This window comes from Nocardia sp. NPDC058519 (assembly GCF_042719755.1).
GTDB lineage: Bacteria > Actinomycetota > Actinomycetes > Mycobacteriales > Mycobacteriaceae > Nocardia.
The window spans coordinates 111,260-136,636 of record NZ_JBHXNK010000017.1; the positions used below are offsets into that span (position 1 = coordinate 111,260).

General features: G+C 67.3%; 24 protein-coding genes. 15 read left to right on the plus strand and 9 right to left on the minus strand.

Going from position 1 to position 25,377, the window contains the following annotated elements; genetic code table 11:
• Positions 1–8 precede the first annotated feature (8 nt).
• The 8 genes from ACFWPK_RS19890 (at position 9) to ACFWPK_RS19925 (ending at position 8,197) form a co-directional block, all read left to right on the plus strand.
• Complete coding sequence (locus ACFWPK_RS19890) at positions 9–1,061, plus strand: acyl-CoA dehydrogenase family protein (protein WP_378917868.1); 1,053 nt, start codon at positions 9–11, stop codon at positions 1,059–1,061.
• A 13-nt stretch (positions 1,062–1,074) separates the two neighbouring features.
• Positions 1,075–2,277 carry an acyl-CoA dehydrogenase family protein gene (locus ACFWPK_RS19895; protein WP_378917787.1) on the plus strand — a complete coding sequence of 401 codons (1,203 nt, stop codon included), beginning with the start codon at positions 1,075–1,077 and terminating at the stop codon, positions 2,275–2,277.
• Between the two features lie 20 nt (positions 2,278–2,297).
• Positions 2,298–3,956: an OB-fold domain-containing protein gene (locus ACFWPK_RS19900; protein WP_378917789.1), complete on the plus strand. Its 1,659-nt coding sequence runs from the start codon at positions 2,298–2,300 to the stop codon at positions 3,954–3,956.
• Positions 3,953–4,873, plus strand: coding sequence for an alpha/beta hydrolase (locus tag ACFWPK_RS19905; RefSeq protein ID WP_378917791.1), 921 nt, complete (start codon positions 3,953–3,955; stop codon positions 4,871–4,873). Before ACFWPK_RS19900 ends, ACFWPK_RS19905 begins: the two co-directional genes overlap by 4 nt.
• 9 nt (positions 4,874–4,882) lie before the next feature.
• Positions 4,883–5,299: a Zn-ribbon domain-containing OB-fold protein gene (locus ACFWPK_RS19910; RefSeq protein WP_378917793.1), complete on the plus strand. Its 417-nt coding sequence runs from the start codon at positions 4,883–4,885 to the stop codon at positions 5,297–5,299.
• Between the two features lie 17 nt (positions 5,300–5,316).
• Positions 5,317–6,465, plus strand: a complete 1,149-nt coding sequence (locus ACFWPK_RS19915; RefSeq protein ID WP_378917795.1) for a thiolase family protein — start codon at positions 5,317–5,319, stop codon at positions 6,463–6,465.
• Between the two features lie 63 nt (positions 6,466–6,528).
• Positions 6,529–7,542, plus strand: coding sequence for an aromatic ring-hydroxylating dioxygenase subunit alpha (locus tag ACFWPK_RS19920; protein ID WP_378917797.1), 1,014 nt, complete (start codon positions 6,529–6,531; stop codon positions 7,540–7,542).
• A 37-nt stretch (positions 7,543–7,579) separates the two neighbouring features.
• Positions 7,580–8,197: a cysteine hydrolase gene (locus ACFWPK_RS19925; protein WP_378917799.1), complete on the plus strand. Its 618-nt coding sequence runs from the start codon at positions 7,580–7,582 to the stop codon at positions 8,195–8,197.
• 83 nt (positions 8,198–8,280) lie between these two features.
• On the opposite strand, the gene ACFWPK_RS19930 is transcribed toward ACFWPK_RS19925, so the two are convergent.
• The 5 genes from ACFWPK_RS19930 to ACFWPK_RS19950 all read right to left on the minus strand — a co-directional run bounded on the left by ACFWPK_RS19930 (position 8,281) and on the right by ACFWPK_RS19950 (position 12,924).
• Positions 8,281–8,583, minus strand: a complete 303-nt coding sequence (locus ACFWPK_RS19930; protein ID WP_378917801.1) for a hypothetical protein — start codon at positions 8,581–8,583, stop codon at positions 8,281–8,283.
• A complete protein-coding gene (locus ACFWPK_RS19935) occupies positions 8,580–10,100 on the minus strand; it encodes a class I adenylate-forming enzyme family protein (RefSeq protein WP_378917803.1) in 1,521 nt (506 codons plus the stop codon). The genes ACFWPK_RS19930 and ACFWPK_RS19935 overlap by 4 nt, the downstream gene beginning before the upstream one ends.
• Positions 10,101–10,178: 78 nt before the next feature.
• On the minus strand, positions 10,179–11,477 hold the full coding sequence (locus tag ACFWPK_RS19940) for an amidohydrolase family protein (protein ID WP_378917805.1): 1,299 nt from the start codon (positions 11,475–11,477) through the stop codon (positions 10,179–10,181).
• Between the two features lie 54 nt (positions 11,478–11,531).
• Positions 11,532–11,678, minus strand: coding sequence for a DUF1059 domain-containing protein (locus ACFWPK_RS19945; RefSeq protein ID WP_378917807.1), 147 nt, complete (start codon positions 11,676–11,678; stop codon positions 11,532–11,534).
• Between the two features lie 25 nt (positions 11,679–11,703).
• Entirely contained in the window at positions 11,704–12,924 is a 1,221-nt protein-coding gene (locus ACFWPK_RS19950) for a CaiB/BaiF CoA transferase family protein (protein WP_378917809.1), read from the minus strand.
• A gap of 91 nt (positions 12,925–13,015) precedes the next feature.
• Here ACFWPK_RS19950 and ACFWPK_RS19955 point away from each other — a divergent pair, with 91 nt between their 5' ends.
• Genes ACFWPK_RS19955 through ACFWPK_RS19970 form a run of 4 tightly spaced genes read left to right on the plus strand, consistent with a single transcriptional unit; the run spans position 13,016 to position 16,925 of the window.
• Positions 13,016–14,557 carry an aldehyde dehydrogenase family protein gene (locus tag ACFWPK_RS19955; RefSeq protein ID WP_378917811.1) on the plus strand — a complete coding sequence of 514 codons (1,542 nt, stop codon included), beginning with the start codon at positions 13,016–13,018 and terminating at the stop codon, positions 14,555–14,557.
• A gap of 53 nt (positions 14,558–14,610) precedes the next feature.
• A complete protein-coding gene (locus tag ACFWPK_RS19960; protein WP_378917813.1) occupies positions 14,611–15,459 on the plus strand; it encodes a mycofactocin-coupled SDR family oxidoreductase in 849 nt (282 codons plus the stop codon).
• Between the two features lie 3 nt (positions 15,460–15,462).
• Positions 15,463–15,654, plus strand: a complete 192-nt coding sequence (locus tag ACFWPK_RS19965) for a rubredoxin (RefSeq protein ID WP_378917814.1) — start codon at positions 15,463–15,465, stop codon at positions 15,652–15,654.
• 2 nt (positions 15,655–15,656) lie between these two features.
• Entirely contained in the window at positions 15,657–16,925 is a 1,269-nt protein-coding gene (locus ACFWPK_RS19970) for an NAD(P)/FAD-dependent oxidoreductase (RefSeq protein WP_378917870.1), read from the plus strand.
• Positions 16,926–16,985: 60 nt separating this feature from the next.
• Here ACFWPK_RS19970 and ACFWPK_RS19975 read toward each other — a convergent pair whose 3' ends face one another.
• Entirely contained in the window at positions 16,986–18,671 is a 1,686-nt protein-coding gene (locus ACFWPK_RS19975; RefSeq protein WP_378917816.1) for an FAD-dependent oxidoreductase, read from the minus strand.
• Positions 18,672–18,846: 175 nt separating this feature from the next.
• Here ACFWPK_RS19975 and ACFWPK_RS19980 point away from each other — a divergent pair, with 175 nt between their 5' ends.
• Both ACFWPK_RS19980 and ACFWPK_RS19985 read left to right on the plus strand, forming a co-directional pair.
• Positions 18,847–19,695, plus strand: a complete 849-nt coding sequence (locus ACFWPK_RS19980) for an SDR family oxidoreductase (RefSeq protein ID WP_378917818.1) — start codon at positions 18,847–18,849, stop codon at positions 19,693–19,695.
• 18 nt (positions 19,696–19,713) lie between these two features.
• A complete protein-coding gene (locus ACFWPK_RS19985; RefSeq protein WP_378917820.1) occupies positions 19,714–20,520 on the plus strand; it encodes an enoyl-CoA hydratase/isomerase family protein in 807 nt (268 codons plus the stop codon).
• Positions 20,521–20,528: 8 nt separating this feature from the next.
• Here ACFWPK_RS19985 and ACFWPK_RS19990 read toward each other — a convergent pair whose 3' ends face one another.
• Positions 20,529–21,392, minus strand: a complete 864-nt coding sequence (locus tag ACFWPK_RS19990; RefSeq protein WP_378917872.1) for a TetR/AcrR family transcriptional regulator — start codon at positions 21,390–21,392, stop codon at positions 20,529–20,531.
• Positions 21,393–21,627: 235 nt separating this feature from the next.
• Between ACFWPK_RS19990 and ACFWPK_RS19995 the strand changes: the two genes are divergently transcribed.
• Positions 21,628–22,524: an HpcH/HpaI aldolase/citrate lyase family protein gene (locus ACFWPK_RS19995; protein WP_378917822.1), complete on the plus strand. Its 897-nt coding sequence runs from the start codon at positions 21,628–21,630 to the stop codon at positions 22,522–22,524.
• Positions 22,525–22,587: 63 nt separating this feature from the next.
• On the opposite strand, the gene ACFWPK_RS20000 is transcribed toward ACFWPK_RS19995, so the two are convergent.
• The gene (locus ACFWPK_RS20000; protein ID WP_378917824.1) at positions 22,588–23,817 is read right to left on the minus strand and encodes a CoA transferase; all 1,230 of its coding nucleotides are present in this window, start codon (positions 23,815–23,817) and stop codon (positions 22,588–22,590) included.
• On the minus strand, positions 23,814–25,361 hold the full coding sequence (locus ACFWPK_RS20005; protein ID WP_378917874.1) for an AMP-binding protein: 1,548 nt from the start codon (positions 25,359–25,361) through the stop codon (positions 23,814–23,816). The genes ACFWPK_RS20000 and ACFWPK_RS20005 overlap by 4 nt, the downstream gene beginning before the upstream one ends.
• Positions 25,362–25,377 lie beyond the last annotated feature (16 nt).

The window sequence follows — 25,377 nt, forward strand, 5'->3', positions numbered from 1 at the left end:
ATACGATGATGGACCGTTTTGAATTGCGCCGGCAGGACTACAGCCTGTCGGCGGACCAAACCGAACTCCAAGCCGTCTACGCGAAGTTCTTCCGCTCGCGGTGTTCACTCGACACCGTCCGCGCGGCCGAGGAGACCGGATTCGACAAGGATCTGTGGGAGCAGTTGTGCGCGACCGGCGCGACCTCGATGGCGCTGCCGGAATCGGTCGGCGGCGACGGTGCCACGCTGGTCGAATTGTCGCTGGTCGCCGAGGAACTCGGACGGGTGATCGCGCCGCTGCCGTGGATCGATCATCTGTGCGCGGCGCGGCTGCTGGCTCGCCTCGGTGCGTTGAGCGTGGGTGATCGCGACAGTGCCGACGTGGTCGAGGGCAAGCGCCTGATCGCGCTTGACACCCGCGTCGACTCCGCGACCGGCATTCGGCTCATCCCCGCGGGCTCGGTCGCCGACGACATCGTCGTGCGGGACGGCGATGACATCGTGCGGTTGGGATTCGACACCCGGCCCACCAAGGTCGACAACATCGGTCGTCTGCCGATGGCCTGGGTCGACCCGGCCGCCGCCGACCGCCGGACCGTGCTGGCCAGTGGTGCCGAGGCGCTCGCCGAATACGACCGGGCGCTCGACGAATGGCGCGTGCTGACTGCCGCGGCACTGGTCGGGCTGATCGACGAGACCCTCCGGATAGCAGCGGAATTCGCCACCACCCGCTACACGATGGGTGTCCCGATCTCGACCCTGCAGGGCATTTCCCATCCACTGGCCAATATCGCGATCACGGTCAACGCCGCCCGCAATCTGACCCGCCGCGCCGCGTGGTTCCTCGAACACGAGCCCGACGTGCAGCCCGGTCTGTCGGCTGCGGCGTTCGTCTTCATCGCCGAGGAGGCGCCACGCGCGGCGACCACCGCGGTGCAGGTGCAGGGCGGACTCGGTGTCGCGACGGAAGCGGCCGCGTCCGCGTATCTGGTGCGCGCCAGGGGCTGGCCGCTGGCCGCGGGCGATCTGGGCGCCAGCGCAGTGCAGGTCGCTGAACTCTTCGCCGCAGCGTCGGCCTAGGACGGAGTAGAACATGGATTTCTCACGAGTCGAACTCTCTGCCGATGACCAGGAATTCCTGGACGGGGCACGGGCTTTCCTCGCCACCCACGTCACCGACGAGGTCCGTCGTCGCGACCGCGAGACCGGCGACAACTTCGACGAGGGAGTGCACCTGGCTCTCGGCGAGGCCGGCTGGCTGAGCGCGGAACTGAACCCCGAGGAGGAAGGCGGGCTCAATCGCCTGCGGCGCCGGTTGTGGGACCTCGAGCGGCGCCGGGTCCACACTCCCTGGGTCACCTGGGGAACGACGGCGATCGTCTCCAAGTCCGTCCGCAAACACGGGTCCGCCGAACTCCAGAAGGAGGTCCTGCCCGCACTGGAGCGCGGTGAGGTCCGGTTGTGCCTGGGATACACCGAACCCGACGGCGGGTCCGATGTCGCGATGTGCAAGACGCGCGCGGTGCGCGACGGCGACCAATGGGTGATCAACGGCTCGAAGATGTTCACCACCGGCGCGCACAACTGCCAGTACGTCTTCCTGATCACCAACACCGACCCCGAAGGGTCGAAACACAAGAGCCTCACCATGTTCCTGGTTCCGCTGGACAGCCCCGGCATCGAGATCCAGGGCATCCGCACCGTGGACGGCGACCGCACCAACATCGTCTACTACAGCGATGTCCGCGTGGACGACAAGTACCGCCTCGGCGAGGTGAACGGCGGCTGGGCGGTGCTGATGGGCCCGCTCAACGAGGAACACGGTGTGGTCGGTGCCGACGACGACGGCCTGCAGGATGTCTCGATCCTCGTCCATCAGGGCACCATGATGGCGACCTCGGTCGACGAGGTGGTCTCGATCGCGGCGCGCACCGGACCCGACGGTCGCCGTCTGCTCGACGACCGCGCGGTCGCCCATCGCCTCGGCCGCAGCATCGCGCGGATGGAGGCAGCGCTGTCGGCTCCGCACATGTTCGGCCGCGTCGCCATCGCCCAGACCATGCGCGACATCTCGCCGGACCTGATGGACATCCTCGGCCCCGCCGCCGCGCTGCCGGTGGACACCGAAGGCGCCGTGGACAACGGCGCCATGGAATACATCTACCGCTGGGCCCCGCTGTGCGGCATCTACGGCGGCACGCTCGAGGTGTTCCGCAACATGATCGCCCAGCACATCCTCGGGCTCGGGCGGCCCAACTACTCGCTGCCTGCCAAGCCGAAGGCAACGGCGAGCTGACTCAGCTCGGAAGGAGCACCGTGGCCGAGTCCACTCGACGGCCGCCGCCGACGATCACGCCGGAGACCCAGTTCTACTGGGCCTCCGGCGCCGACGGTCGCCTGCGGATCACGCAGTGCCGGTCCTGTGCGGCGCTGATCCACCCGCCGCAACCCGTATGCCGATACTGCCGTAGCGAGGACCTCGAGGTCGGCGCGGTCTCCGGATTCGCCACACTGATCGGCTTCACCGTCAACCACCGATTAGCCGTTCCGGGGCTGCCCGCGCCCTACGTCGTGGCGCAGGTCGCGCTCGAGGAGGACTCGCGGGTCCGGTTGACCACCAATGTGATCGGCTGCGACCCCGCCGATCTCGTACTCGGGCAGCGGATGGAGGTGGTGTTCGAGCAGACGGGCACCGCCTGGCTACCGCTGTTCCGGCCCACGGACCCGCAGTCGCCGCCGGTCCCGCTGCCGGTGGATCCGATCGAACCAGCGGCCGTTCGCGAGCACGTCCGGCCGATGGCGTCGCGGGAGAAGTTCGAGGACAAGGTCGCGCTCACCGGTATCGGCAGGTCACGGATCGGGCGACGGCTCATGACCGACCCACTGACCTTGACCCTGACGGCCTGCCGCAACGCGGTCGCCGACGCCGGACTCGGCCTCGACGACATCGACGGCCTGTCCACCTATCCGGGCTCGGGAGATTTCGGGCCCTTCTCCGAAGGAGGGGTCACGGCGGTGGAATCGGCACTGGGAATCCGCCCGACCTGGTACAACGGCGGCGCGGAGACCTTCGGGCCCGGTGGCTCGGTGATCGCGGCGATGCTGGCGGTGGCGAGCGGGCTGGCTCGCCACGTGCTGTGCTTCCGCACGGTGTGGGAGTCGAGCTACGCCGAACACGTTCGCGCCGGGACGATTTCGCCGTCCGGCGGCATCACCGACCCGTGGCTCGCCCCGTTCGGCGCCATCTCGGCAGCACACCTGCTCGCGCAGACCGCGCAACGCCATTTCCGTCGCTACGGCACCGATCGGGAAACGCTGGGCTGGATCGCGCTGAATCAGCGCGCCAACGCGGCGCTCGATCCGTCCGCGATCTACCGGGAGCCACTGACCATGGACGACTATCTGTCCGCCCGACCGGTCACTACGCCCTTCGGTCTCTACGACTGTGATGTGCCGTGCGACGGTGCGGTCGCCGTGATCGTCTCGGCGCGCGAGACCGCGGCCGACCTGGCCCAACCGCCGGTGTTCGTGGAGGCGGTCGGCACCCAGATCATCGAACGGCTCGAATGGGATCAGAGCACACTCACCCACGAACCACAGGTCCTCGGTCAGGCGGCGCACCTGTGGTCTCGCACCACACTGCGCCCCGATGACGTCGATGTCGCCGAGCTCTACGACGGCTTCACCTTCAACTGCCTGTCCTGGATCGAGGCGTTGGGCTTCTGCGGAATCGGCGAGGCCAAGGACTTCCTCCAGGGCGGCAAGAACATCGCCCGCGACGGATCGCTACCGCTGAACACCCATGGCGGGCAACTCTCCCACGGGCGCACCCACGGCATGGGGCTGATCCACGAGGCGATCACACAATTGCGTGGTCGAGCCGAGCAGCGCCAGATTCCGGATGCGCGGGTCGCCGTCGTCAGCAGTGGGGGACTCACCCCCAGCGGTGTCATGCTCCTGCGGGCGGACGCATGAGCGCCGAGGGCACCGGTCTGCTGCGCGAGCCGACGGCTGTGGATGCCGTTGTGGCCAGGGAAGTCCACGTGGCGGGGATCCGGATGTCGGCCCTGTGCGCCGAGGTCGCCGATCCGCGCGCGGTGCTCGTCGCGGTACACGGTGGCGCGACCTCGGCGCGCTCCTTCGATGTTCCTGGCCGACCGTGGCTGTCGCTGCTGCGGCTCGGCGCACGACTCGGCTTCACCGTGCTCGCCCTCGACCGGCCGGGATACGGCGCTTCCGAGCCATGGGACGCGACCTTCGACGTGCCGCAGCGCCGCGTCGACGCGAGCTACGCCGCGATCGACGCGCTCCTCGGCTCGAGCGGGCGCGGCGCGGGGGTGTTCCTCGCGGGACATTCGGCCGGCTGCGATCTGGCCGCACGGATGGCCGCCGACGATCGTGGCGACGAACTGCTCGGCCTGGAACTGGCGGGCACCGGCGTCCACAAACGCCCCGAGGCGATCCGGGTCATCGAACAGATCCGCAAAACCCGCAAAGCGGGCGGGATTCGGGAACTGCTGTGGAGTCCGGCGGAAAGCTATCCGCCCGAGGTGGTGGGCGGGCGTTCGCTCACCGTGGGGACACCGGGCTACGAAGTAGCCGTCGTGCACGACTGGCCGACCGACTTCCCGGTGCTCGCCGCGCAGGTGCGGGTGCCGGTACGGCTGACCGACGCCGAACACGAGCAGGTGTGGCGGACCGACCCCGCGGCACGCGCCGAGATCGAAGGATTCTTCACCGCGACAACACATTTCGCGCACAACCAGCAGGCCGGATCCGGGCACAACGTGAGCGTCGGCTTCGGCGCCGCGGCGTATCACCTCGGCCTGCTGTCGTTCGTGGAGGAATGCGGCCTGCGGTCTGCCCCCTCTCGCAACCAATTCGACGTTTAGGAACCACAGATGCAACGAATGATCGCCCCGGAGATTTCCAACTGGCCGGCCGAGGACTTCCGGCTCGTCGGTGGCTCGTGCGCCGACTGCGGCGCCTCGGTGTTCCCGATCCAGGACCTGTGCCCGCGGTGCAGCCTGCCATCGATCGAGCAGATCACGCTGCCGCGCACCGGAACGCTGGTGGCTTGGACGACGCAGGGATTCCTGCCGGGCGCTCCCTATCTCGGAGACGAGACACCGAAGACCTTCGTTCCGTTCGGAGTCGGACTCGTGCAGCTCGGTGACGTGATCCGGGTCGAAGCCAGGCTCACCGAGAACGACCCGGCCAAGCTCGAGTTCGGCATGGACGTCGAGCTCACGACCGTGTCGCTCGGCACCGACCCCGAAGGCGCCGAGGTCATCACCTTCGCCTTCCAACCCGTCTGAGGGACAGGAGTTCTGACATGACCAACGAGGTAGCGATCATCGGCGTGGGAATGCACCCCTTCGGCCGATTCGACGGCAAGACCGCCATGCAGATGGGTACCGACGCGATTCGGGCCGCGCTCGCCGACGCCGGGTTGCAATGGCGAGATGTCCAGTTCGCCGTCGGCGGCAGCTGGGAGGTCGCCAATCCCGACGCGATCGTGGGGATGATGGGACTGACCGGTATTCCGTTCACGAATGTCTTCAACGCGTGCGCGACCTCCGCCAGCGCAACCGAGGCGTGTGCCGACGCGATCCGGCTCGGCAAGTATGACATCGGCATTGCGATCGGCATGGACAAGCATCCGCGCGGGGCATTCACTGTAGACCCCACGCTCGTCGGGATGCCCAAGTGGTACGGCGAGAACGGCCAGTACCTGACCACGAAGTTCTTCGGAATGAAGGCCAATCGCTATCTCCACGATCACGGGATCTCCCAGGAGACGCTGGCCAAGGTGGCGGCCAAGAACTACCGCAACGGCGGGTTGAATCCGAATGCGTTCCGGCGCAAGCCGATCGCCGAGCAGGACATCCTCGATTCGCCGATGTTCAACTACCCCCTGACCCACTACATGTTCTGCGCGCCGGACGAAGGTGCCGCCGCGGTGATCATGTGCCGTGCCGATATCGCGCACCGGTACACGAGCAAGCCCGTCTATGTGCGAGCCGTCGAGGTGCGGACCCGCTCCTACGGTGCCTACGAGGTCAATACGACCTACGCGCCGGTGCAGGAGGATGTGTCGCCCTCGGTCTACGCGTCCCGCAGCGCCTTCGAGTCCGCGGGCATCGCGCCCGAGGACATCGACGTGGTCCAGTTGCAGGACACCGATGCCGGCGCGGAGATCATCCATATGGCCGAAGCCGGATTCTGCGCCGACGGCGACCAGGAGCGGCTGATCGCCGAGGGCGCGACCGAGATCTCCGGTTCCCTGCCGGTGAACACCGACGGCGGTCTCATCGCGAACGGTGAACCGATCGGCGCCTCGGGCATGCGTCAACTCCACGAGCTGGTCCTGCAACTGCGCGGGACCGCCGGTGAGCGTCAAGTCGCCGGTGCCCCCAAGGCGGGGTTCGCCTTGCTCTACGGCGCCCCCGGGACCGCGGGCGCGACGATCGTCACCACATGAACCGGTCGGGTCCGCTACCCGGTGCCGAAGCCTCGAAGAAACGTCCCGCACTGGAGGTGCGTTGTGAAAGTTCCGTTCACCTGGAAGGTCACCGGCTGGTTCATGGTCGGCTGGTCGGCCGAGTTCCCGCTCGGCGAGGCCCGGCCACTGCGCTACTTCGGCGAGGACCTGGTCGCCTATCGTGACGAGGCGGGCGAGGTACACATTCTCACCGGGCATTGCCGGCATCTCGGCGCCCATATCGGCCACGGCGGCAAGGTCGTCGGCGACTGTGTGGAATGCCCGTTCCACGGCTGGCGGTGGGGACCAGACGGCACCAATCGCAACATCCCCGGCGAGAACCGGGTCAACCGTGGCCTGAAACTGCAGGTATATCCCGTCAACGAGCAGAACGGGTGTGTGTTCATGTGGCATCACCCGGAGGGGAAAGCGCCGCAGTGGGAGATGCCCGACATCCTCACGATGTTTCCCGAGCTGGGTTCCGATCCCACGCAGTACTACCGGCCCTATCCCGAGTTCTCGAGCAAGACCGAACGCGAGCCGGTGCACCCGCAGGTCGTGCTCGAGAACGGCCCAGACAGCCTGCACTTCGAATACGTTCACGGCGCGACGGTCACCCCGCGGATGCTGGACTACAGCGCGGTCGATCACACCTGGAACTTCCTGACCGGGTGGCCCGACGCGCGCAGCGATGATCCGGACAAGATGGCGTTGAAGATCCACGCGCAGATGTTCGGGCTCGGCGGTTCGATCAGCGCGTTCGATGGATCGTCGAAACATCGACTGATCTTCGCCACCACACCGGTCGACGACGAGTGCTCGGACCTGTTCTACTCGATCTGGTGGCCGAAGAATCCGGGCGACGATTCCGACGTACCGCCGCCGGAAGTTCGTGCGCGGGTGGAGAAACAGTTCCTGGTGACGGTCTGGGAGGATCTGAGCATCTGGCGCTATCAGAAGTACGTCGAGCGGCCACCGCTCTCGCCGAAGGATGCCAAACCCTATCTGTCACTGCGTAAGTGGGCCACCCAGTTCTACGATGTTCCGCCGGTGGACGCCGCCACGGTGTCGTCGTGAAGCGCGCCGTAGACGGCGCGGCCCACGCGGTGCCCGGGTGAGTGCCCGGCCGCTGGCCGAGCTCGTGGCCCCCGCGCACACTGCCGTGATCACCCAGGAATGCCAGGGTGCGGTGGTCGGTGCCGCCGCCGGACTGCCCGCGCTCGCCCAGGAGGCAGGCCGCACGGCGCTGCCCAACATCGGAGCACTGCTCCCGGCGGCCCGTACTGCCGGGGTACAGGTCGTGCACTGTCTGGTGTGGCGACGCGCCGACGGCCTCGGCTCCAATCACAATGCGAAACTGTTCGCCCTCGGCCGCCGCGGCGTCGCGGTGACCCCGGGCAGCGAGGGCGCGAGGCTGCTGCCCGAATTCGGGCCGGAGCCTGCCGATCTGGTGCTCGGCCGCCAGCACGGGCTCGGGCCGATGGGCGGCACCGACCTCGATGCGGTGCTGCGCAATCTCGGCATCAAGACCATTGTGGCGGTCGGGGTTTCGCTGAACGTCGCGATACCGAACCTGGTGATGGACGCTGTCAACGCCGCCTACGACGTGGTGCTGCCACGCGATGCGGTGGCGGGCATTCCGCGCGAATACGGCGAGGCGATCATCGACAACACGTTGTCGTTGATCGCCACCGTCACCACCACCGAGGAGTTGCTGGCCGCCTGGCGCTGAATACCAGCCGGCCACCGTACTTCCCGACGACAAAGGGCGCTCCGGCCTCATCGAGGCGGGAGCGCCCTTTGCGCACGTCGAGATCAGTCACTGGACGGAAGTTGTTTGGCCTCCTTGAGATCGAGCGGCACCGCGTCCACGTCGAGGGTGCCGCTGCCTGCCTGCGTGACGAGGATTTCGGCGCCCGTTTCGTGGACATAGCGCTTACCGACCGCGGTACCGCCTGCAAACGCGGGATCGAGAACCGCGCCGGTGTCGGACACCGCGCCGAGCGGCACCATCGCGACGCCGCCGCAGCGCAGGCCGTCGATGGCCTCGGTGGATTTGATGACGATGACCTGTGTCTGACAGACCTGGCTCGCCAGCCGGGTGCCGCTCTTGATCACGATGCCTCCTTGGCGGTAGATGCGACGGCCGAGAATTCCTGAACGAGAGTGCGCCGCAGGATCTTTCCGGTCGGCGTGGTGGGCAGCTGGTCGCGGAAGACGACACGGTCCGGTGTACGCGAGCCGCGCAGATTCTCGCGCACATACGCGCGCAGCCGTTCCGGGTCCGGCGTGGTGCCGGGAGAGGGCACGACGACAGCGACGATGATCTGTCCCCACTGCTCGTCGGGTACACCGATCACGGCGACCTCGCGCACCTGCGGATGTTCGACGAGAACGTCTTCGAGTTCGGCGGGCGCGATGTTCTCGCCACCGCGAATGATGGTGTCGTCGGAACGTCCACCGATGAACAGGAAGCCGTTGGTGTCGAGTTCGGCGAGATCCTTGGTGGGGAACCAGCCGTCGGGATCGAGGACCGAACCGATCTCGGCGTACACGCCCGACACCTGCGGTCCCCGGACGAACAGTTCGCCGACTTCGCCCGGCCCGAGGACGGTGCCGATCGCGTCGCGGATCTGCAACTCGACACCGGGCACGGCTCGGCCGACCGAGCCGAGCCGCCTGGCGACGACGGGATCGCCGGAGCCGTGGGCGATCCGGTGATCCTCGGGAGTCGACACGGCGATGGTCGAGCTGGTCTCGGTGAGACCGTAGGCGTTGACCAGGCCGACTTCGGGCAGCAGCTCGATGGCCGCGCGGACCAGCGGCAGCGGTGCCTTGGATCCGCCGTAGGCGAGGGTGCGCAGCGTCGGCAGTTCGATGCCGGGCCGCGCGCGGAGCACGGTGACGATGCGGTCGAGCATGGTGGGCACGACCGTAGCGTTGGTGATCCCTTCCTCGCGGACGAGGTCGATCCAGCGGGCGGGGTCGAACTGCCGCAGGTACACCGTCCGTCGGCCGGCGTACAGATTCGACAGCGCCGCGCCGACCCCGGCGACGTGATAAGGCGGCACGCACACCAGCGCCGCGTCGTCGGGTTCGGCGGAGGCGAACTCGACGGTCCCCATCACATAGCCGGTGAGGTTGGCATGCGTGAGTTCGACGGCCTTGGGCCGCGAAGTCGTGCCGGAGGTGAACAACAGCACGGCAACGTCATCGGGCGAGGCGTCCTGGACTTCGTGGTCCCCGCTCGCGGTCCGGAGAGCGGCGAAGAACAACGCGGAGTCGATGACCTGTTTGCCGCAACCCGCCACCATGTCGAGGTATTCGGCGTCGACAACGATCAGCGGTGTGGGCAGCCGGTCGATCAGTTCGCGTAGCGCCGCCGCGCTGAGGCGGTAGTTGAGCGGCGTGAACGCCACCGCGGCGCGCGCGGATCCGAACAGCAACAGCGGCAGCATGATGCCGCCCGTTCCCACATACGCGACATGCTCGGCGCCGGAGGAGCCGATCAGCCCGGCCGCCCGGTCGGCCAGCTCGCTCAATTCCGCCGCGTTCGTTCGCGTGCCGTCGGAGACGACCGCGACCCGCTCCGGTTCACTGGCCGCGACCATCTCGAGCATCACCGAAATGCTCAATACATCACCTCATCGGTTTCGGAGAAGGAGGCGGCCACCCCTGGCGTGGATGCCGAGGGTGGCCGCGTCGTCGTGCGGTCAGCCCGCGTTCTGGGCGGTCGCCGCTTTGATCTGGGCCTGGAACGCCTGGAGCTTGTCCTCGGAGCTGGAGTTCTTGTGCTTGCGGGCCTGGATGCTCACGTCGTGGTCGGCCGCGGCCGCCCGCAGCGCACCGACGGTGGCCTGCTCGCGCGGAATGTGCTGGAACGGGTCGAAGGAGTACCAGCGCATCGCGTTGAGATGGGTCATCTTGTCGATCTCGTCGTCGGGCACCTGCTCGCGCCCGAGCACCTGCTCGAGCACCTCGGGCGCGTCGGGCCACATGGAATCGCTGTGCGGGTAGTCCATTTCCCACATGATGTTGTCGATGCCGATCTCGTGGCGCAGCCGCACCCCGATCGGATCGCTGATGAAGCAGGTCATGAAGTGGTCGCGGAACACCTCCGAGGGCACCTTTCCACCGAAGTCCTGCATCGTCCAGGTGGAGTGCATCTCGAAGGTGCGATCCACGCGCTCGAGGAAATACGGAATCCAGCCGGTGCCACCCTCGGACAACGCGATCTTGAGATCCGGGTAGTCCTTGACCGGGCGCGACCAGAGCAGGTCCGCCGCGGCCTGCACGATGTTCATCGGCTGCAAGGTGATCATCACATCCGGCGGCGAGTCGACCGCGGGGATCGACAGCCGTCCCGAGGAGCCGATGTGGACGTTGAGGACGGTGTCGGTGTCGACGAGGGCTTTCCACAGCGGATTCCAGAACGGATCGTGGAAGCTCGGGTATCCCAGTGCGGCGGGATTCTCGCTGAAGGTCAGCGAGTGCACGCCCTTGTCCGCGACCCGGCGGACCTCGGCGGCGCACAACTCGGCGTCCCAGATCACCGGCAGCGCCATCGGGATGAACCGGCCGGGGTAGGCGCCGCACCATTCATCGATGTGCCAGTCGTTGTAGGCCTGCACCAGGGCGAGGGAGAAGTTCGAGTCCTCGGTCGCGAACAGCCGTCCCGCGAAACCGGGGAACGACGGGAAGTTCATCGACGCCAGCACCCCGCCCGCGTTCATGTCCTTGATGCGCTCGTGGACGTCGAAACACCCGGGGCGGATCTCGTCGAGGCCGTCGGGCTCGAGCCCGTACTCCTCCTTCGGACGCCCCGCCACGGCATTGAGCGCCACATTGGGGATGACGGTGTCGCGAAACTTCCAGACGTCGGCGCCGTTGTCGGTACGCACCAATTGCGGCGCCTCGGCGGCGTACTTCGCGGGCAGGTGGTTCTTGAACATGTCCGGCGGCTCGATGATGTGGTCATCGACGCTGATCAGGATCATGTCGTTCTTATCCACGATCACACTCCTTATATGATTACAGTAAGGCTTACAATATAGCTCATGGTCGCCTCAGTAGGCCATGAACAGGATTTGCTCGCGGCTGTATTCGTGGTCAGGGTGCTGTTCGGCGAGATGTCGTCGAGCCACAGCGACCAGATCGTCTTCGTCGGCGCCGCTCAGGAATTCACCGCACGGGCAGCTCAGGTAGCGCTTCATCGCTCGGCCCGGCCCATGGCGGCGATCACAGGATCGCCCCGCTCTCCTTGGCGGCGATGATGTCGTCCCATTCCAGGCCGAGCTCGAGCAGGATCGTCTCGGTGTGCTCGCCGTACTCGGGGGCCCGGCTCGCCGGTGCGGGCAGTTCGTCGAATTGCACCGGGGCGGCGACGGTTCGGTAGTCGTTGCCCGCGCTGTCGGTCACCGTCATGAGATAGCCGTTGGCCACGACCTGCGGATCGTCGAGGACCTCGCGCGGGCTCGCGATCGCCGCCCACACACCCGGCTCGTCGGCGAGGGCCTTCTGCCAGTCGGCGAGATCGCGCTCGGCGAAGGTCTTGCTCAGTTCGGCTGTCGCGGCCTCCTGGTTGACGACCAGGTTCGCCAGCGGCACGAATCGCTCATCGACACCGAGATCCGGTCTGCCGATGCGCTCGCAGAATCCACGCCAGTAGCGGTCGGCTTGGAGCAGGACGAGCTGGACCCAGCGATTGTCCCTGGTTCGGTACCGGTTCACCGCGGGGTTCGGGGCGGTGCCTGCCACGCCGATCGGAATGCGGTCGATGTCGTAGTAGTCCGCGGCCGCGATATCCGGTGCGACAGCCCACATTCCCTGCGCCAGCAGCGAACTGTCGACCAGCGGAGCGTGTCCGGTGCGTTCGCGATGGAACAGCGCCGCGGTGACGCCGCCGGCCAGGGTGATGCCGCCCTGGAGATCGCCGAAGGCAGGCCCCTGGATCATCGGGAATTCGGCGTTCGCCGGCGTCAGTGCGTAGGCGACGCCGCCGCGCGCCAGATAGCTCGCGGCGTCGAACCCGCCGCGGTTCTTCTCCGGACCCCGGCTGCCGGCGCCGCTGCCCCTGGCGATGATCACGTTCGGGTTGAACTCGCGGATCTGCTCGACGGTCAATCCGGCTCGCTCGAGCGGGCCGGGCAGCCAATTGGTCAGGAACACATCGGCATCGGCGATCAACCGGCCGAGGATCTGCCTGCCCTGTTCGGACTTGATATCGACGCCGATGCTGCGTTTGCCGTGATTGCCGAGCTCCATCATGAAGTTGGCGCGCACCGCGGTGCCGGTTCCGTCGAGACCGCCGATGGTCAGGTTGCGGCACGGATCGCCGCCGCTGGTGTCCTCGATCTTGATCACATTCGCGCCCCAGTCGGCCAGTGCGGCTCCCGCACTCGGCACGTAGGTCCACGATGCCAATTCGATCACTGTGACGCCATTGAGCAAACCGGACATCGGCGCTCCTCTCCCGCGATTGATACGTGTCGTGAAGTACTATACGGTAATCATTACAGTTACTCATCCAGGATGGCCATCGGGAGGCAATGTGAGCGACGTCGTCGAAGAGCGGACAGCCCTGAGCCCGGAGTGGGGTCACCGGGCAGCTGCCGGGGCCGAGTTCCGCATGCTCATCGATGGTGAGTTGACGGCAGCGGCGTCGGGTGGCTCGTTCGACAACCGCAGTCCGGCCACCGGGCTGCTGCTCGGCACCACCGCGGCGGCCGAGGAGCAGGACATGCTGCGCGCGATCGCCGCCGCTCGGCGTGCTTTCGACGAGACCACGTGGTCGACCGACGGCGACCTGCGTCGCCGGTGTCTCGAACAACTCCAGCGCGCGCTGGAATCGGAGATCGAGCTGTTACGCACCGAACTCGTCGCCGAGGTCGGCTGCCCGGTGATGACCACGCAGAACGCGCAACTGGAATGGCCGCTGGCCGAGGCGTTGCGGTACCCGGCGGGTCTGATCGATGACTTCGAGTGGGAGCGCGTGCTCGAAGGCGGTGGGCTGTTCGGTGATCGCAACAGGCGCACCGTGGTTCAGGAACCGGTGGGCGTGGTCGCCGCGATCTGCCCGTCGAACTTTCCGATCGAGGTCATCCTCAACAAGCTGGGTCCGGCGCTGGCGGCCGGGAACACCGTCGTGCTCAAGCCGGACCCGAACACGCCGTGGAACGCCACCCGACTCGGCCGCCTGATCGCCGAGCACACCGACTTCCCGCCCGGCGTGGTGAATGTCGTGACCACCCCCTCCAACGAGGTGGCCGGTCTGCTGGCCACCGATCCCAGGGTCGACCTCATCTCCTTCACCGGCTCGACCGCGGTGGGCCGCACTCTGCTTCGCCAGGGTGCGGGCACCATGAAGCGGACCTTCCTCGAGCTCGGTGGAAAGTCCGCGCTCATCGTGCTCGACGACGCGAAACCGGAGCATGCGGTGCGCAGCGCCATCGGTGTGTGCGTGCACGCGGGCCAAGCCTGCGCGGCGACGAGCCGGATGCTGGTGCACCGCTCGATGTTCGACGACATGGTCGCGGCGGTCGGGGCGGCGTTCGCGGCGGTCCCGGTAGGCGATCCGGTGCTGCCGCACACGCTGGTCGGCCCGGTCATCAACGCGGCCCAGCGAGCCCGGGTACTCGACGCGTGCGCGCAGGCGATCCGCGACGGCGCGCAGCTGGTCACCGGCGGTGGTCTGCCCGCCGATCTGCCCGCTCATCTGGCGGACGGCCATTTCGTCGAGCCGACGGTGTTCGTCACCCAGAACCCGGAATCGGCCATCGCCCAGGACGAGATCTTCGGTCCGGTCCTGGTGATGATCCCGTTCTCCGACGACGAAGAGGCAGTGCGGATCGCCAACAACAGCGCTTTCGGGCTGGCCGGCGCGGTGCTGTCACAGTCCGACGAACGCAGCATGGGGATCGCCCGTCGACTCAGGACCGGTGCGGTCGGCGTCAACGGCGGCATGTTCTACGGCGCCGACGCACCGTTCGGCGGCTACAAGAACAGCGGCGTCGGTCGCCAGTGCGGCACCGAGGGATTCCAGCAGTACCTGGAGACCAAGACCATCGGCTCCCGGTTGCCACGACAGCCCTGAATTGCTTGTCGGGCAGAACAATTCACCATCGAAATACTGAAAGGTTGTCACCAGTGGGAAAATTGGACGGCAAGGTCGCGGTCATCTCGGGCGCGGCGCGAGGGCAGGGACGCTCACACGCGGAGAACCTCGCCGCTGAGGGCGCGAGCATCATCGCCTTGGACATCTGCGCCGACCTCGAAGGCAATACCTACCCGCTCTCGCGGCCCGAGGACCTGGAGGAGACGGGCAGGCTGGTCGAGAAGGAAGGTGTGCGTTTCCATCCGGTGATCGTCGACGTGCGAGAGCGCGGCGCCGTCTGGCAGGCGATCGCCCAGGGGGTCGAAGCGCTGGGACGGCTCGACATCGTGGTCGCCAACGCGGGTATCGCCCCGCTGGGGCGCGGCCAGACCATCCAGTCCTGGTCGGACACCATCGACACCGACCTCGTCGGTGTGTTCAACGTGGTGCAGGCGAGCCTTGCTCATCTGGGCCCCGGATCGTCGATCATCGCCACGGGCTCCCTCGCCGCGCAGCTGGGCAGTTCGACCAAGCAGGGGCCGGGCGGTTCCGCGTACAGTCTCGCGAAACAGGTTGTCGCGCACTACGTCAACGATCTGGCGATCCAGCTCGCGAAGAAGTCGATTCGCGTCAACGCGGTGCATCCCACCAACGTCGACACCGACATGCTGCACAACGACGGCATGTACAAGATCTTCCGCCCGGATCTCGAGGCTCCCACTCGCGCCGACGCCGAGGCGGCCTTTCCCGCGATGCAGGCCATGCCCGTCCCCTACATCCAGCCACAGGACGTCTCGAACCTCGTGGTCTTCCTCGCCTCCGAAGACGCTCGATACATCACCGGCAGCCAGTTGCGGGTGGATGCGGGTGGTTTCGTCAAGGCCGTGCCCTGGGGGAAGTGAGCGATGACCGACACTACGACGGTGTACAAGCTCTACCGCTGTGTCATCTGCGGATGGGAGTACGACGAGGAACTGGGCTGGCCGGACGACGGGATCGAACCGGGCACCCGCTGGGACGACATCCCCGAGGACTGGACCTGCCCGGACTGCGGCGCCGAGAAGGCCGAGTTCGACATGGTCGAGGTCGATCGGTGACGATGTCGCGCAACGGCGGCCAGGTGGTGATCGTCGGCACCGGTATCGGCGGCGCCACCGCGGCCGAGACGCTGCGCAAGGGCGGGTTCGCCGGATCGATCGTGCTGGTCGGCGACGATCCTGCGGCGCCCTATCGGCGACCGATGGTGTCCAAGGAATTGTTGTCGGGCGCGGTCGGCGTGGAGAAGGCGCGGCTCAAGCCCGAGATGTTCTGGGCGGACGCGACTATCGAGTTGCGCACGGGCGTGACCGCGCGTGCGGTCGACACCGCCTCGGCCTGCGTCGAGCTCGACGACGGCGCCCAGCTCGCCTACGACGCGCTCATCCTGGCGACCGGAGGCAGGCCCCGGCGCCTGGATTCGCTGCTGCCCGACGCCGATACGTTGCGACACCTGCACGACGCGGCCCGATTGCGGCAGATTCTCGATCGCGTCGGTGCCACCGGCACCGTGCCGAGGGTCCTCGTCGTCGGCGGGGGACTGGTCGGTTTGGAGGCGGCCGCCACGGTGCGGACTCTCGGCGCCGACGTCGTGGTGCTGGAGACGGCGGACCGGGTGCTCGGACGGGTGGTTCCCGCGGAGATCTCGGCGAGTTATGAGCGGTTGCACCGGGATCGAGGGGTCTCGGTGCACACCGGAACACGGCTCGCGTCAGCGCACCAGGAGAACGGCCGGACACGCGTGTTCGCCGAGGACGGCCGGGAATGGGTCGCCGACGTGGTGATCGTGGCGGTCGGCATGACGCCCGCCACCGAACTGGCGGTGGGCGCGGGCCTCATGGTCGACGACGGCATCGTCGTCGACGAGTTCGGCGCGACCTCGGCGGCCGGGGTGTACGCGGTCGGTGATGTCGCGCGTGTGCCGAATCGGATTCTCGGTGGGACCGACCGGATCGAGCACTGGAACCACGCGCAAGCCCACGGCGCTGCTGTGGCGCGCACCGTGTTGGGGGCGAGGGTGCCCTACGAGGAGGTTCCGTGGTGCTGGACGAACCAGTTCGGCCGCAACCTCCAGATCGCGGGTTGGCCGGCGCACGGCACGGAATCGATCGTCTACGGCGACATCGATGCCGGTCCGTTCCTCACGCTGACGCTCTCCGAGGATCGCCTGGTCGGCGTGCTCGGGGTCGGCAGGCCCCGGGACGTCCGGGCGGCCCAGACGTTGATCAAGAACGGCCCGTATCTGCCGAGGGCCGCGCTGGCGGCCGATGATATCGACCTGGTCGAGTTGGCCTCGGCGCCACAGCATTTCGCCGCGACAGCGCGGGAGTAGCGCTCGCCCGGAGTACTCGACCGACCGCCGCTTCGCCGATCGAAGCGGCGGTCGGTTCGTTCAGGACGGCACCTTCGCTGTCCGTGCCGCGTCGAGCAGGTCGTCGTGGTCGGTGAGTTTGACCCGTGGCCTGCCGTCCGGTGTGCCCGCGGCCTGCTCGGCCAGATCGATGGCCTTCCATCCCGCGCGGTCGACGACATCGGGCTGCCGCTCGTCGACGAGAGCCGTGAGTGCGACCCGATCACCGGTGGGCGCGGTGAGTCTGCCCGCGACGAAGTCGGCGACGAGGTGCTCGACGGTCTCCGCCGAGTCGACGCGGTTGGATCCGATCACACCGCGCGGCCCGCGCTTGATCCAGCCGCTGACATAGACGCCGACGATCGGGAACCCGTCCGCGCCGATGACGCGACCGCGCTCGTTGGGCACCACACCTCGGGCCTCGTCGAAGGGCAGATCGGCCACAGCGGCTCCGCGATACCCGATCGAACGCAGCACGAGACCGGTCTCCAGACGCTCGACGCGATCGGTGGCCCGCGCCATCCGCTGTCCGTCCCGGTCGACCAGTTCGTTGTGGGCGAACTCGATGGATTCGACCCGATCGCTGCCGTGAATCCCGGTCGGAGAAGTCAAGTAGCGGAACACGATCCGCTTGTTCCCGGGGTCGGCTCGATCGCCCGCGTATTCCTCGGCCAGGGCGTACTTCAATCGCAGGGACGGCCCGGCGTCCGGGTTGTCGAGGACCGCACGGTCGAGCGGGTCCAGCGCGAGATCGGCCTCGTCGATGATGACGTCGACACCGTCGAGATGGCGCAGCGCCATGAACTCCGGACCGGTGTAGGCGGCCTGCAACGGGCCGCGCCGCCCGAGCAGTACGACTTCGCGGATGTTGCTGTCGCGCAGCGCCGCGAGGGCGTGGTCGGCGATATCGGTCCCGGCCAGCGCGTCCGGCGAAACGGTCAGCACGCGCGCAACGTCGAGGGCGACGTTGCCGTTGCCGACGATCACCGCGCGTGGCCCGGAGAGGTCGAATACGCGGTCGGCGTAGTCGGGGTGGCCGTTGTACCAGGCGACGAATTCGGTGGCCGAATGCGAACCCGGCAGATCCTCGCCGGGTACACCCATCCGGCGGTCGCTCGACGCGCCGACGGCATAGAGCACCGCGTGATGGTGGACCATGAGTTCCTCGTGTGAGATGTGCTTGCCCACTTCCACATTCAGGTGAAAGCCCACCGCGTCGCCACGGAACGCGGACTCGAACAACCGTGTCACGGTCTTGGTGCCCGGATGATCGGGGGCGACTCCGGCGCGCACCAGGCCCCACGGTGTCGGCAGCTTGTCGAAGATCTCGACCTCGGCTCCGCAGCGGCGCCGTAGCTCATCGGCGGCGTAGCACGCGGCGGGTCCGGCGCCGACGATCGCGACCCGAAGCGTGCCCAGATCCTTCGGTGGGCGCATTGCCGGCACGATCGAATCGAAGGTCGGGCCGAGCGGATGATGCTGGAAATAGGTGGCGTTGATATCGCGGAACCGTGCCAGCGATGCGGTCAGGCTGTCTTCGGGGAAGATGGCCTCGACCGGGCACGCATCCGCGCACGCACCGCAATCGATGCAGGTGTCGGGGTCGATGTAGAGCATCTCGGCCGTCGCGAATTCGGGATGGTCCGGCCGGGGGCGAATGCAATCGACCGGGCACTCGGCGACGCAGGTGGCGTCGTTGCAACAACGCTGGGTGATGACATAGGCCATGTGTGCTGCTCCTTCAGGAGGGTGAAATGCCGAGTCAGTCGGCGCCGATCGAGTCGCCGGCTGCTGGCGCGCGACGTTGACTGGTGGTATTACTGTAATAGCAACTGGAAGGCATTCGTAGTCATTCCTCGGCGACGACGTGCGGCCCGGAAGGTCGAACAGATGGGAGCCGGTGATGCCGGACAGTGAAAAGCCACTCGCGGGCAAGACCCTGATCATGTCGGGCGGCAGCCGCGGCATCGGCCTCGAGATCGCCAAGCGGGTGGCCGCGGACGGGGCGAACATCACCCTTGTCGCCAAGACCGATCAGCCCCACCCCAAGTTGCCGGGCACCGTGCACACCGCGGCGGCGGAACTCGAACAGGCCGGTGGGACCGTTCTGAAAGTCATCGGTGATGTGCGCGACGACGCGGTGGTCGCGGCGGCGATCGATCGGACGGTCGAACGTTTCGGCGGGATCGACATCGTGGTCAACAACGCCTCGGCGATCGACCTGTCCACCACCGAGGCCCTGTCGATGAAGGCCTACGACCTGATGCTCGACATCAACTGTCGAGGCAGCTTCCTGCTGTCCAAGCTCGCCATCGCGGCACTGAAGAAGTCGGCGCTGGCCGGACGCAACCCGCACATCCTGACCCTGTCGCCACCGCTGAATCTCGATCCACGCTGGGCCGGAGCCCATCTCGGCTACACCATCGCCAAATACGGTATGTCGCTGACGACGCTGGGATTGGCCGAAGAACTGCGCGCCGACGGTATCGGCGTGAACTCGCTGTGGCCGCGCACCACGATCGCCACGGCAGCGATCCGGAACCGGCCAGGCGGCGAGCAGCGAATCACCACCTCACGCACCCCTGCCATCTGTGCCGACGCCGCCTATCTGGTGCTCACCTCGTCCGCCGAACACACGACGGGCAACTTCCTGATCGACGAGGAGGTGCTGGCCGAGTACGGGATCACCGACCTGGACAGGTATCGGGCGGTGCCAGGGGACGCTCCGCTGACCGTCGATCTTTTCCTCTAGCGTAGGGAGCCCGAGCAGATGACGGAAGAGCTTGTGCTGCACCAGCTGCAGCGCGGCGGAGTGTGCACGTTGACACTGCATCGCCCGCACCGCAAGAACGCGATCAACATCGATCTGTGGATCGCCCTGCGCGAGGCGCTGGACACGATCGCACACGACCCCACCGTGCGGGCGGTCGTCCTCACCGGGGCGGGTGGATCGTTCTGCTCCGGCGCCGACGTCGTCGACAGCGATCCCTACGCCGCGCCGTTCACCAAACTGCAGGCGATCTCGGAGGTCGCCCAGCGGCTGCACGACCTGCCGATACCGACCATCGCCAAAGTGCGCGGTGTCGCCGTCGGCGCCGGCTGGAATCTGGCGTTGGGGTGCGACCTCGTCGTCGCGACACCGGATGCGACGTTCTCCCAGGTCTTCGCCCGCCGCGGGCTCTCGCTGGACTGCGGCGGATCGTGGCTGCTGCCCAAGCTCGTCGGAGTGCAGCAGGCCAAGCGGCTGGCCCTGCTGGCCGAGACGATCGATGCCGCCGCGGCGCTCGAGCTCGGTCTGCTCACCTGGGTCACTCCCGAGGCCGAGATCGACGACTTCGTCGACCGGATCGCCGACCGGCTGGCGGCCGCCCCGCCGATCGCGGTCGCACAGACCAAGGCGCTGCTCAACGAGGGCGTCGACCGGACGATGCACGAGGCGCTGGCCAGTGAATCGCGTGCGCAAGCAGTCAACTTCGCGACAGCCGATGTCCCCGAAGCGTATGCGGCGTTCGCGCAGAAGCGAGAAGCGGCCTTCACCGGGGCGTGGAACGTCCGCCGACCCGACGGCGACCGATAGCCCGCTCGTTATTCGGCCTTGGCGGCGGCCCTGCTGCGTCGCGGGGCAGCGACCTTTTTCGCTGTCACTGCCTTCTTGGCCGCCACTGTCTTCTTCGCGGCCACGGCCTTTTTCGCCGGTCCGGCGGCCGCCTTCTTGGCGGGAGTGGCCTTCTTACGCGGCGCCGACGGCGGTCCCGCGTCGATCAACCGGCTCGCCCGCTCGAGAATTGCCTCGAGGCCGTACTCGAAATTGTGGTCGTCGGGAGCGCCGCTGCGGTGGCCGCGCGCCCCCGCCTCGGTCAGCAGCGGAGTGGCTTCCGGGGAAATGGTGAGGTGCTCGTAGTACGCGCCGCGCTCGTTGCCGGATTCCTTGTTCTTGTCGTAGAGCCGCTGCAGGACAATGGATCCGCGGGTGTGCAACTGGATCGCCGAGTAGGTGTCGACGGCGTCGTCGAGCGGCAGACCGGCTTCCATGAGGCCGGCGATCACCTGCTCGGTCATTTGGGCGCCGATTTGCGCGCTTCGTGGGCTGAGTGCCGATCGGATGAGGATCAGATCGCAGAGAATGGGGTTGCCGAGGAACGTCTCCCGCATGGTCCTGGCATGGTTGCGCATGGTTTCGCGCCAGTCACTGGCCTCGATGAACGGGGCCTCACTCGCATACTGCTGCAGTGCGCGATCGGTCATGGCGTTGAGGAGATCGTCCTTTTTGCGGAAGTACCAATAGATGCTGGTCACTCCGACATCGAGATGCTTGCCGAGCATCGGCATGCTCAAATTGTCGAGGGAAACATCTTCGGCGAGTTCGAATGCGCCGTCGATGATGTCCTCGGGGTTGAGTGAGCCCCGCTCGCGCCGCTGCCGTTTCTCCGTAGCCGCTTGCTGTTTCACCATGCCGTAACCACCTTTGTGAAGTCCATGGGTTGCCGACGTCACCTGTTGTCGACGCTGTGCCGCCGATACCGGTGGTACGCGCCACAGTAAATACTACCGGGGGGCATTCTATCGGCTCGTCGAGCCGATCACGGGGAGGGGGCGAACCAGTGTCGGCAGCGCGTCGAAAACATTCGATAGATCAATTACTGTAGGTAATACAGTAATGGTTTCGATCAAGAAGGGGTCGATCATGACCGATAGTGGACTCAGCGGGTTCGATGCCAGGTCTTGGTTGTTCGCTCCCGGTGACAGTGCCCGAAAAATGGAGAAGGCGGCCGCCGGCCCGGCCGACATCGTGCTCATCGATCTCGAGGACGCCGTCGCGGTCGCCGAGAAGCCCGCCGCCCGGAAACGAACCGCGGATTTCCTCGCGGCACACTCGGACTCGGACCGCCGACGACTGTGGGTTCGGGTCAATCCGCTCGACGGGCCGCACACGCTGGCGGATCTGGCCGCGATCGTGCCCGCGCGACCGGGTGGGATCATGCTGCCCAAATCGCGTGGTGGCCACGACGTGCGGACGCTGGACCACTATCTGTCCGCGTTGGAGGTCGCCTCCGGTGCCGAACCCGGCGACATCGAGGTGATCGTGTTGGCACCGGAATCCGCCGAAGCCGTCTTCACCACCGGAACCTATCGGGGCGCACCGAGATTGACCGCGCTCACCTGGGGTGTGGAAGACCTGGCGGAGTCGCTGGGCGCCAGTACGAACCTCGGTCCCGACGGAGGCTACGGCTTCACCTACGAACTGGCGCGGAGTCTGTGTCTGGTCGGCGCGGCGACGGCCGGGGTGGCCGCCGTCGACACCATCTACGGCGACTACCGCGATCTGGACGGTGCGCGTGCGCGTGCCGAAAAGGCCCGCCGCGAGGGCTTCCGGGGGATGTTGGCCATTCACCCGGACCAGGTGGAGGTCATCAACGCGGCCTTCGCGCCGAGCGATCAGGAATTGGCCGCTGCCAAGGAGATCGTGGATCTGTTCGCCGCCGATCCCGAGGCCGGAGCGATCGGCTATCGGGGAGCTCTGCTCGATCGACCCCATCTGGCCAGGGCGCAGGCGCTACTCGCCACCCGGCGGCACGCCTGATCCTCGGCCGCCGCGATGCGAAGTCGGCGAGGACGCGGCGAATTCCGTGCCCTCGCCGCGAGATCAACTCTCGGTCGCGATGACGGCCGCGTCGCGCAATTCCGCGATGGCGGTCGGTGACAGGTCGAGTTGCTCGCGCAGCACGGCTTCGGAGTGTTCGCCGAGCCGTGGCGCAGGCTGCGGCGCGGTGTGGGAGCCGTTCACCGAAGCGGGGGCGCTGGGTGCGAGGTAGGTGCCGATGCCCGGTTGAAGCATCGGCGCGAACAAGGGATTCGCCGTGACTCGTGGATCACCGGCGACCTCGTGAAATGTCCGGTAGCGCTCCCACAGGATCGAGGTCCGTTCCAGCGCGGCAGTGATCTCGACGCCCGTGCGGGCGCGAAACCACGGCGTGAACAGGCCGGTGAGGACATCACGGTGGTGGTAGCGGGCGCCCTCGTCGGAGAAGTCGGCGTCCAGAGCTGTGGCGAGCGCGTCGACGGCGGCGCGGGTTCCGGTGAGTTCGGTGAGTGCGTGAAAGTGCCGGGAAGTGAGGGCGACGATCATGAACGTGGCACCGTCGGCCCCGGTGAAATGCTGACCGTACTGGCCGTAGATGGCGTTGCTCAGGCGTGGCCGCGGCGTCTCGCACAGCATCGCCTCGGTGAGGAAACCGAGATTTCCCGCCGTCGCCAGCGCGACATCCTCCAGCGGCAGCGTGATCCGGCTGCCCTCCCCGGTCGCCTCGCGGTGCCGCACGGCCCCGGTGATCGCCAGTGCGGCGTACATTCCGCAGAGCAGATCCCACGCGGGCAGAACCTGATTGATCGGCCCCGCGTGCTCGGCGGGTCCGGTGACCATCGGAAAACCGACCGCTGCGTTGACGGTGTAGTCCACGGCCGTCGATCCGTCGGCACGTCCGAGGATTTCGAGCCGGATCAGATCGGGACGCTGCGCGGCGAGCGTGTCGTAGTCGAGCCAGTCGCGCCCCACGGTGTTGGTGAGCAAGATTCCGCCGGCCGGTCCGCTGCCGGTGATCAGGCGCGAGATCAGTTGTTGCCCAGCGCCGGAGCGCAGGTCGGCCGCTACCGATCGCTTGCCCTTGTTGAGGCCGGTCCAGTAGATGCTTGCACCGTCGTCGGTGAGCGGCCAGCGATGGTAGTCGGCCGCCCCGCCGATGGGGTCGACCCGGATCACGTCGGCACCGAGTTGGCTCAGCGTCATCCCCGCAAGTGGTGCGGCGACGAAACTGGAGATCTCCACCACCCGAACCCCGGCCAACGGCCGCGCCGCCGATCTCCCGGTCTCGTTCATCGGAGGGTGCTCGCGAGCTGGGCGGCGGCGAGGATTTCCCGCAGGCCGACGACGTCGACCTTGCCGGTCGTTCCGCGGGGTACGCGATCGGGGGAGTCCAGCAATGCCCACACTGTCGGAACCTTGAACGCGCTCAATGATTCCCGGACCTGACCCCGGATCGATTCGGGTGTCATCTCGGTACTCGCACACACCACGAGCGCGCCGACCCTGGCCCCCTGGACGCCCGGCACATCGGTGACGAAGGCCTCGGTCACTCCGTCGACGGCACGCAGTGCCTGTTCCACCTCGCTGGGATACACCGTCGCTCCGCTGACCTTGAACATGTCGTCCGCCCGCCCGTGATAGAAGAGGAACCCTTGGGCGTCGAGATGGCCCAGATCGCCGGTGACATAGAAGCCGTCGGGTGTGAGGACGTCGTCACGCCGGCAGATGCCACGCAAGATGTGCGGGCCGCGGAGCTCGATGACGCCCACGGCCCCGGTCGGGACCGGGCGACCGTCACCGGGATCGCTGATGCGAACCTCCATGCCGGGAAACGGTCTACCGCAACTGCCCCACGCGGAAATCGGCATATCGGTGTCAGCGGGATAGCCGCAGTAGGGGCCGAACGACTCCGTCATCCCGAACAGATTGGCGCGCGCTCCGGGCTGTGCCCGCAACGACGGCGGCAACAAGGCCTCGAGGCTGCCCGAACGTAGTGTCGGCACGGTGACGGCGAGCTCCTCGGCTCGCCGTGCCAGTGCTTGCGCCTGATCGGGCCAGCCACGGAACAGGGTCACCCGCTCGCGCCGGATCAGCTCGAGGGTGGCCTCGGGTCGCGGGATTTCCTCGGTGACCAGGGTGGCGCCCGCCAAGAGCGCGGAAAGGACACCGCCGCCGAGGCCACCGACCCAGAAGAACGGCATCGGCAGGTACAACCGCGTTGTGGAGTCGACGCACCGTGCGGTGAGCCCCGCCCGGACCGCGCCGAACGCACTGCCGTGGGAGTGCAGGACCCCTTTGGGCATGCCCCTACTGCCAGAGGTGAACAGGATGACCAAGGGATCGCCGGTCGCGACGTTATCGGCGAGGGCGTCGACGATCCGAGCGGCGGGTGCGCTCGGCTGCGCGGTGAGGAGACGATCAACGGTCCAGATGCGGCGCAGCGCGGGCAGCGCCGCATCGCGGAGGGTGTCGTCCTCGCTCGCCGCGGTGGGAAGGTCGTCCAGATATCGGCGGCCGCGAAACTCCTCCACTGTCACCAGAATTCGGACCGAGGCAACCCGCAACTGGGCGCGGAGCTCAGGCGGCCGCAACAAGGTGCTCAGCGGGACAAGTATCGCACCGATCCTGGTCAGCGCCACCGCGATCGTGATCCACGCGGTGCCGTTGGGCAGCAGCACTCCGACCCGGGTGCCCTTGCCGACGCCCGCGTCGACGAAGACGGCGGCCAGGTCCCGAGTGGTCGAGTCGAGCTCGGCGTAGGTGAGCTGCGAAGTCGGTTCGACCACCGCTTGCCGGTCCGGGATCCGCGCGGCGGTGTGGCGAATCACTTGGTCCATGGTGGCATCGGTCGAG